Annotated in this window: 8 protein-coding genes and 2 pseudogenes; 3 read left to right on the top strand and 7 right to left on the bottom strand. The window is 64.4% G+C overall.

Annotated elements, in window-relative coordinates; all coding sequences use genetic code 11:
* A pseudogene (locus AC1ECN_RS37630) lies at nucleotides 1–273 on the top strand (LacI family transcriptional regulator); the annotation flags it as partial.
* Between the two features lie 161 nt (nucleotides 274–434).
* Nucleotides 435–1,247 carry a TIM barrel protein gene (locus AC1ECN_RS37625; RefSeq protein ID WP_018071595.1) on the top strand — a complete coding sequence of 271 codons (813 nt, stop codon included), beginning with the start codon at nucleotides 435–437 and terminating at the stop codon, nucleotides 1,245–1,247.
* Nucleotides 1,248–1,345: 98 nt separating this feature from the next.
* On the opposite strand, the gene cobM is transcribed toward AC1ECN_RS37625, so the two are convergent.
* Nucleotides 1,346–2,104 (bottom strand): precorrin-4 C(11)-methyltransferase, encoded by a 759-nt coding sequence (gene cobM, locus AC1ECN_RS37620; protein WP_130673893.1) that lies wholly within the window; start codon nucleotides 2,102–2,104, stop codon nucleotides 1,346–1,348.
* A 4-nt stretch (nucleotides 2,105–2,108) separates the two neighbouring features.
* Complete coding sequence (gene cbiE / locus AC1ECN_RS37615) at nucleotides 2,109–3,341, bottom strand: precorrin-6y C5,15-methyltransferase (decarboxylating) subunit CbiE (protein WP_130673892.1); 1,233 nt, start codon at nucleotides 3,339–3,341, stop codon at nucleotides 2,109–2,111.
* On the opposite strand from cbiE, the gene AC1ECN_RS37610 reads away from it, so the two are divergent.
* Nucleotides 3,340–4,110, top strand: coding sequence for a cobalt-precorrin-6A reductase (locus AC1ECN_RS37610; protein WP_130673891.1), 771 nt, complete (start codon nucleotides 3,340–3,342; stop codon nucleotides 4,108–4,110). The genes cbiE and AC1ECN_RS37610 overlap by 2 nt on opposite strands.
* Here the strand turns inward: AC1ECN_RS37610 and AC1ECN_RS37605 are convergent.
* The 5 genes and pseudogenes from AC1ECN_RS37605 to AC1ECN_RS37585 form a co-directional block, all read right to left on the bottom strand.
* A complete protein-coding gene (locus tag AC1ECN_RS37605; protein WP_130673890.1) occupies nucleotides 4,074–4,838 on the bottom strand; it encodes a precorrin-3B C(17)-methyltransferase in 765 nt (254 codons plus the stop codon). The genes AC1ECN_RS37610 and AC1ECN_RS37605 overlap by 37 nt on opposite strands.
* Complete coding sequence (locus AC1ECN_RS37600) at nucleotides 4,835–5,566, bottom strand: precorrin-2 C(20)-methyltransferase (protein ID WP_075224610.1); 732 nt, start codon at nucleotides 5,564–5,566, stop codon at nucleotides 4,835–4,837. Before AC1ECN_RS37600 ends, AC1ECN_RS37605 begins: the two co-directional genes overlap by 4 nt.
* Nucleotides 5,563–6,195, bottom strand: a complete 633-nt coding sequence (locus AC1ECN_RS37595) for a precorrin-8X methylmutase (RefSeq protein WP_018071589.1) — start codon at nucleotides 6,193–6,195, stop codon at nucleotides 5,563–5,565. The genes AC1ECN_RS37600 and AC1ECN_RS37595 overlap by 4 nt, the downstream gene beginning before the upstream one ends.
* Nucleotides 6,196–6,197: 2 nt before the next feature.
* Complete coding sequence (gene cobG / locus AC1ECN_RS37590) at nucleotides 6,198–7,580, bottom strand: precorrin-3B synthase (protein ID WP_130673889.1); 1,383 nt, start codon at nucleotides 7,578–7,580, stop codon at nucleotides 6,198–6,200.
* A gap of 71 nt (nucleotides 7,581–7,651) precedes the next feature.
* A pseudogene (locus AC1ECN_RS37585) lies at nucleotides 7,652–7,898 on the bottom strand (precorrin-6A synthase (deacetylating)); the annotation flags it as partial.

The following is a 7,898-nucleotide window of genomic DNA, read 5'->3' as shown; positions in this document are numbered from 1 at the left end:
CTCTATGTCTGCGGCGGCGGCATGGAGGGAGCAATTTCGGCATTCCGCGAAGAAGGCGTCGGCGGCAAGATCGTCCTGGTGGTCAACGAACTGACGCCCGACAGCAAAGCCGGCCTTGCCGACGATATCGTCGCTATGGCGATCGGAACCCCCCTGCCCGCTCTCTGTAAGGAGTTGATGGTCTTGATGACGGGTGCCATCGAAAACGGTGAAACGGCTGTTCCCGGACAGCTCTTCCTGCCTTTCGATATTCATATTTCGGAGAACATCTAAGCAATGATGGAATTCCATCATTCCGTTCGACATTCTCTCAGCAATGAAAGCCGGCGCCGGCGATGACGGATGGATTGCGACGCGAATTCCGATAGAGATTCGCCGACCCATTCACGAGGACCGCTCCGCCCTGACGCGGAGATCAGGAGGAGATACCGATCATGACGTCGATCCGTTTTGCGCTCAATCATATGGCCGCGCCGTCGCTGGCCATCGACGATTTCTTCGCGCTGGCCCGATCGCTCGGCATCGATGCCGTCGAGATCCGCAACGACCTTTCCGGCAATGCCATTCTCGACGGCACCAAACCCGAGGTGATCAGGGAGGCCGCCGCCCGCCATGGCGTGACGATCATCTCGATCAACGCCCTGCAGCGCTTCAACGAGTGGAATGCCACCCGCGCCGCCGAAGCACAGGAACTGATCGATTATGCCGGCGCATCCGGCGCCAAGGCGCTCGTCCTCGTGCCGAAGAATGATGGCACCGGCTGCGCCGATGGCGAACGGCAGGCCAATCTGCGCCAGTCTCTGGCCGCGTTGAAGCCGATGCTCGAGGAGGCCGGCATTATCGGTCTCGTCGAGCCGCTCGGCTTCGAGATCTGCTCACTGCGCTCGAAGACCGAGGCGGCCGAGGCAATCAGGGAGCTCGGCGCGGAATCGACCTTCAGGCTTGTCCACGACACCTTCCACCATCACCTTGCCGGCGAAGCGGCGACCTTTCCTGAGCTGGCCGGCCTCGTCCACATTTCCGGGGTCAGCGATGCTTCCGTTTCCGTTGCCGATATGCGCGATTCCCATCGCGTGCTCGTGGACGGCGACGACCGGCTCGATAATGCCGGGCAGATCAGGGCGCTGCTGCAGGCGGGCTATCAGGGTCCGTTCTCCTTTGAACCCTTTGCCGCGGAAGTTCATGCGGTCAAGGACCCGGCCGGTGCGCTTCGTGCCAGCATGGATTACCTCAGCGCGCGGGTTTGAGACCTGGGCGAAACGTCGCCTGATGCCGCCATCGGCGGTGGGACTGGACGGGGACGATTGTCACGATTGGCCGCGCTGGCGCGGCCAATTGCCTGACGTTATTCCCTGCCTCTGAACCGGCGTTGATAGGCCGGATCATAGAGTGAGCTCTCGCGAAAATCCTCGGCCGCAAGCGAAGGGCCGACGAAGATGATTGCCGTGCGTTCGATCGGTTCGGCTGCAACCTTTGCCTCGATATCGGCAAGCGTGCCGCGCAGGATGCGCTCGTCCGGCCAGGAGGCCTTGACGACGATCGCGACGGGGCAGTCGACGCCGTAAAGCGGTGTCAACTCTTCGACCACTTGCTTCAGCGCGTGGATGGCCAGATGGATCGACAGCGTGGCGCCCGTCGCGCCGAACTTCGCCAGTGTCTCGTCGTTCGGCATCGGTGACGCGCGGCCGGACACGCGGGTCAGCACCAGGCTTTGGGCCACAGCCGGGATCGTCAGTTCTCGGCCGAGCGCTGCGGCTGCGGCGGCAAAGGCCGGAACGCCTGGCGTCATCGTATAGTCGATGCCGTGTTTTTGAAGCCGGCGCACCTGCTCGGCGACCGCACTCCAGACGGAGAGATCGCCGGAATGCAGCCGGGCGACATCCTGGTCGGCCGCGGCGGCGCGAAGATATTCCGCCTCGATCTCATCGAGCGACATCGGCGCCGTATCGACGATGCGTGCGTCCGGCGGGCAATATTGCAGCAGTCCGGGCGAGACGATCGAGCCGGCATAAAGGCAGACCGGGCAACGGGCGATGAGATCGCGGCCACGCACCGTGATCAGATCCGCAGCACCTGGTCCCGCGCCGATGAAATGCACCGTCATCTCTTCATCCTTTTATCCAGCGCCACTGCGTCACCGGCATCGCCGGCCGCCAGCCGCTCATGCCGCCGACAGGCTGTGCGCGCGATATTTCGATCCGCGTGAGGAAGCCGCCGCGTTTGCCATGTTCAGCGAGCAGTACCGCTTCCATCTCCAGCGTCACGGCATTGGCAACGAGCCGCCCTCCCCGCTTCAGCGCGGCGATCGCAGCATCGACAACACCCGGCTCGCTGCCGCCGCCGCCGAGGAAGATCACATCCGGTTCCGGCAGGTCCTTCAGCGTGAGGGGTGCTGCACCTTCGACGACAGCAAGATGCGGCACGCCGAAGGCGGCTGCGTTGCGGGCGATCCGCGCGGCCCGCTCCGGCGACTGTTCGACGGCGATTGCCTTCAGGCTGGGATCGGCCAGCATCCATTCGATGCCGATCGATCCCGAGCCCGCGCCGATATCCCAGAGCAGTTCGCCATGACGCGGCGCGAGCGCCGAAAGCGTCATCGCCCGGATTTCACGTTTGGTGATCTGCCCATCATGCTCGAACAGCTCATCCTCGAGCCCGGCGGCAAACGGCAGGATGCGAGCCCCCTCCCCTGCCGCAACATCGACGGCGCAGACATTCAGGGGATCGATGTCCAGGAGGCCGAAATCCGTCGCCGCCACGCTTCTCTGCCGTTCCCGAGCGCCGCCAAGCGCCTCGAGCACGGTAAGTTGCGACTGACCGAAGCCAGCGGCAGTCAGCAGCGCAGCCAGATCGCCAGGCCCCTTCTCGTCCGAAGTCAGCGCGAGGATGCGCCGCCCGGCGTGCAGATGCGGCCGGATCAGGTCGATCGGCCGTCCATGCAGCGAGATGGTCGCGACCTCCTGCAGCGGCCAGCCAAGGCGGGATGCGGCAAGGGTGAAGGCCGAGGGCGCCGGGATGGTGCGCATCTCTTCCGCCGCCACATGGCGGGAAAGCGTTGCGCCGACGCCGTAGAGAAAGGGATCGCCGGAGGCGAGCACGACAACCGGCGTGCCGCGCCTGTTAACGACGGCTTCGACCGAGCGCTCGAACGGGCTCTGCCAGGAAAGCCTTTCGCCCGTGATCAGCGACGCGGCAAGCGCATGGTGCCGTGCGCCGCCGAAGACGGCGGGTGCGGTCGCAATCAGCCTCTTCGCCTCCTCGCCCAACCCTTCTGGACCATCTTCGCCGATGCCGATAATAGTCAGCCAGCGCTGGCCGGACGCAGGAGAGACATCAGACATGGGAAGACCCCGCATCCTGATCCTTGGCGGCACCGGCGAGGCGCGGCTGCTGGCCGAGGCGCTGGCAGCGCGTGACGATTGCGATGTTTTGTTGTCGCTTGCCGGCCGCACCGAAAAACCGGCCGCGCAGCCTGTTCCAGTTCGTATCGGCGGTTTCGGCGGCGCTGCCGCACTTGCCGATTTCCTCAAGGCCGGCGGATATGGTCTGTTGATCGACGCCACGCACCCCTTCGCCGAGCGCATTTCGGCCAATGCCGCGTTTGCGGCCGAGACCACCGGCATTGCTGCCATCGCTTTGCGCCGTCCCGAATGGCACCGCCGGCCGGGCGATCGCTGGCAGGAGGTGCAGAGCATTCCGGCTGCCATCGAAGCGCTCGGCCCCTCCCCCCGCCATGTCTTCCTGGCGACGGGTCGCCAGGGCGCACATCATGCGGAAGCCGCACCGCAGCATCACTACCTCGTCCGCAGCGTCGATCCCGTCAAACCGCCGCTTGCGCTTGATAATGTCGAGTACATCCTCGAGCGTGGTCCGTTCACGCTGGACGGTGAATGCGATCTGCTGAGGCATCACCACATCGACGCCATCGTAGCCAAGAACAGCGGTGGTGCCGCCACCTATGCGAAGATCGAGGCAGCCCGCCTGCTCGGTATCGAGGTGATGATGGTCGCGCGCGCCCCGGCCCCGATCGTCAAGGCGGTCGACACTATCGAGGCAGCGCTGGCGGTGATCGATCACCTGTTCCCCCCCGCCATGAAACGCGGCGTATAGACGAGGTCCAGCCGGCCTGGCCGTGTGACGATGCGTGTTTCGGCCGAGCCGATGATGATGCAGGTCGCCATATCGGCAATCGACGCATCTGCCTGCGACAGCTGCTGGACGGCGATGCGTTCGTCCGGGCGCCCGGCCGCACGCCCGAAAATAACCGGCGTTGCGGCAGGCAGATGGTCACGCAACAGCTTGAAGGCTTCGCCGAGCTGCCAGGGCCGCGCCCGGCTGATCGGGTTATAGAGCGCGATGACAAAACCTGCCTTTGCCGCCAATATAAGACGGTTTTCTATTATATTCCAAGGCTTTAGGTTGTCAGATAGCGATATGGCGCAGAAGTCGTGGCCAAGCGGGGCGCCGGCTCTTGCTGCCACCGCCAGCATCGCCGTGATGCCGGGCAGGATGATGAGATCGACCGCGCGCCATGCGGCCGGCCCGTTCTCGATCGCTTCGCAGACCGCGGCCGCCATGGCGAAGACGCCGGGGTCGCCGCCGGAGACGACGCAGACCTTGGCGCCATCAGCTGCCATGGCGAGTGCTGCCCCTGCCCTGCCGAGCTCCTCGCGATTGTCCGAGGCATGCCGCAACTGATCGTGGCGGAGCTCCAGCCTGTCGAGATAAGGTCCGTAGCCGAAGAAATCCGTCGCCGCATCGACTGCAGCCAGCGCTTCCGGCGTCATCTGCTCGGGGTTGCCGGGACCTGTGCCGATCACGAAAAGCCTGCCGCTCATCGGCTGCCCTCCCAGCCCGGCACCAGCACGAGCGAAAAATACGGTGCATCGCCGTCGGTCCTGTCGGCAAGCTTTTCCATCGCTGCATTCGCCATGGTGCCGCGCTCGACATAGACGGCTTCGGCAAGCCGGCCGGCGGCCGCCAGTGCCCGGCGGATCTTCGGCAGATTACGGCCGACCTTCATGATGACGGCGGCCTGCGTATCGGCAAGGCGGCGCGTCAGCTCGGCCTCGGCCATCGTACCGGGCAGTACGGAAAGCACGTCGTCACCTTGAACGATCGGCATGCCGGCCAGCGACCAGCAGCCCGACATGGCGCTGATGCCCGGGATCACTTCCGTCGGGTAGCGCGTGGAAAGCCTGACATGCAGATGCATATAGGAGCCATAGAAGAGCGGATCGCCTTCGCTGAGAACGGCGACAGTCAGCCCGGCATCGAGATGCCCGGCAACAGCATTGGCAGACTGATCATAGAAATGGGTGATCAGCCTCTGATAGCGTTCGTCGTTCTTGTCGATCTCGGTTGTCACCGGATAAAAGAGCGGCAGCAGTGTCACCCCGGATTTCAGCAGGGGCTCGACGATCGCCTTGCCGTTGCCGCCCCTGCCCTGCTTGGCGAAATAAGCGATCACATCCGCGCCTTCGATGGCGCGCACGGCTTTAAGGGTGAGGAGCTCCGGATCGCCGGGACCCGTGCCGACGCCAATGAGACGGCCGCTTGTCATCATAGGCCCTGCCTCGCCAATGCATTGATGGCGGCTGCGGTCATGGCGCTGCCGCCGAGCCGGCCGCGGACGATGGCAAAGGGTACACCGTAGGAATTTTCCGCCAGCGCATCCTTCGATTCCGCCGCGCCGACGAAGCCCACAGGCATGCCGAGGATCGCTGCGGGTTTCGGGGCGCCGTCGCGCAGGAGTTCGAGCAGATGGAAGAGCGCGGTCGGTGCATTGCCGATCGCGACAACGCTGCCGCCGAGCCGATCGAGCCAGAGATGCATGGCGGCAGCCGAGCGGGTATTGCCGGTCTCGCGTGCAAGCTCGGGTGTCGCGGGATCGCGCAGCGTGCAGATCACCTCGTTCAGCGCCGGCAGCCGCGCCCGGGTGACGCCCTGGGATACCATTTCCGCGTCGCAGAAAATCGGCGCCCCACCCTTCAGCGCGTCGCGCGCAGCGCTGACGAAATCGGCGGAGAACAGGAAATGCTCGGCCGCCTCGACCAGCCCGCAGGCATGGATCATGCGCACGGCGATTTCGGCTTGATCGTCGGCGAAGCGCGAAAGATCGGCCTCGGCACGGATAATGGCAAAGGAACGCTCGTAGATCGCATCGCCGCTGCGGATATAATCGTAGTCTGGCATTCCTATTCCTGTCGCAGCGCCTTCGAAACGCCGGTTGCGCCAAGCCGTGTAAGGCAGGCGGCGGTCGATTCGCCAGCGTCTTTGTTGTCTTCGATGGACCGGGCGAGCCTCTCTATAGCGAAATCGATCCGACCGCCAGCGATCCGTTCGTCCGGCTGATCCGCAGCAAGCCCATTGAGGATGAGGCCATAACCTTCCGCCGAACCCGTCAGGGTCAGTGCCGGCCGGGCATGAGCGCAGCCCTTGGCGCAGCCGGACAGATGCAGCGTCAGCGAACCGTCGAAGAGGGCAGGTGCCGCGGCAATGATACGGCGGGCCAGGGTCCGCGTCTCGTAGAAAGCCGAGCCGCAGGCGCCGGCGCCGGCGCAGGCGGCGATATGCTCGGTATTCTCGCCAGGCTCGGTGCTGAAGCCATGTCCAGCGGCGGCGATCTGCATAGCCGGGACTGTATCTGCTGGAAGCCCGATGAGGAAGAAACCGCGACCGGGTGCAAGCCGGATGGCGGTTGCGCCAAGGGCCTTTGCCAGGTCAAGCAAAGCGATCAGATCGGAGGCTCTCATCTGCCCGAATTCCGGCCTGACGCCGATTATGATTTTGCCGTCCTCAAGCCTGTGCGTGCCGGCAAGCGGTATCCCTGCTGCGCGGGGCGGATTGAACGGAATGCCCTCCATCGCGGGAAACCGCGCCCGCAAAAGTGCAGGATCGATATCCCGTGTCCGTCTGCCCTGCCCGAGGGTCGCCAAGAGGCTGAGGATTTCGCCGACGGCCGATATCGCAGTCTCTGCAGGACCGATCGCGACGAGCATTGCAGTTTCACCGTCGCCATTGATCGCGACAAGCCAATCTGTGTGGGATTGAGCAGCGACACGAATATCGGCGGAGACTGCTGACAAGCCGAAGGATCCGCCGCCATCGACGACAAGCGAGAGTTTCGGGGCGAGCCGCGGCGAGGCGAGCAGATCGTGGAGCGTGCTGCGTAAGGCCATTTCCATTACGGCAGCGTCGCTTATTTCTTCCGGGTCGATGCCGTGCAGCGGCGATGTCTCGATCGCTGGTCCGTCCGGCATGATGATCCCGGCGGCATCGATATCGGCAGCGAGCTGTCCGACGGTCTCGGCGCGCAGCCCGCGGATCTGCAGATTGCCGCGCGCGGTGATTTCCAGAATGCCGTTTCCATGAACCGCGGCCGAACGAGCAAGGCTTGCGAATTGTGATAGCGTCAACGCGCCACCGGTCGGCCGCAGCCGGACCAGCAAGCCGTCGCCGGTCGGCATGGGCGCGGCAAGGGCGGGGCAGGCGCCGCGCCTGCGCATCTCCGCAGCCCGGCGATCGTGCAGATCCGCCTCGCCTGTCTTCTCGCTCGCCTTTGCGGCCTTAATGTTCATTCTCGATCCTCTGATCATTTCTTACATGATCGCGGCCGACCCGGCAAAGCTGATGGAAAGACTTCGAACCGCTATTCCTCGAAATCCCGTCCCTTGCGCAGGAGATAGATGTCCATGATCCAGCCGTGCCGTTGCCTGGCCTCGGCCCTGAGCGTCAGAATGTCGGTGGCGATGTCGCCAAGTCGCCCTGCTCTGACGATCTCATCCTTGGTGCCGAGATAGGCGCCCCAGAAGATCTCGGCATCGGGATCGTCGATCTTGGCAAAAGCCTGTTCGCCGTCGAGCATGACGATGGTGCTGTCGGCCAGAAGCCCGTCC

The sequence above is a fragment of the Rhizobium sp. 01N447_2 genome (genome assembly GCF_056399245.1).
This window is presented reverse-complemented; position numbering and strand designations above follow the sequence as displayed.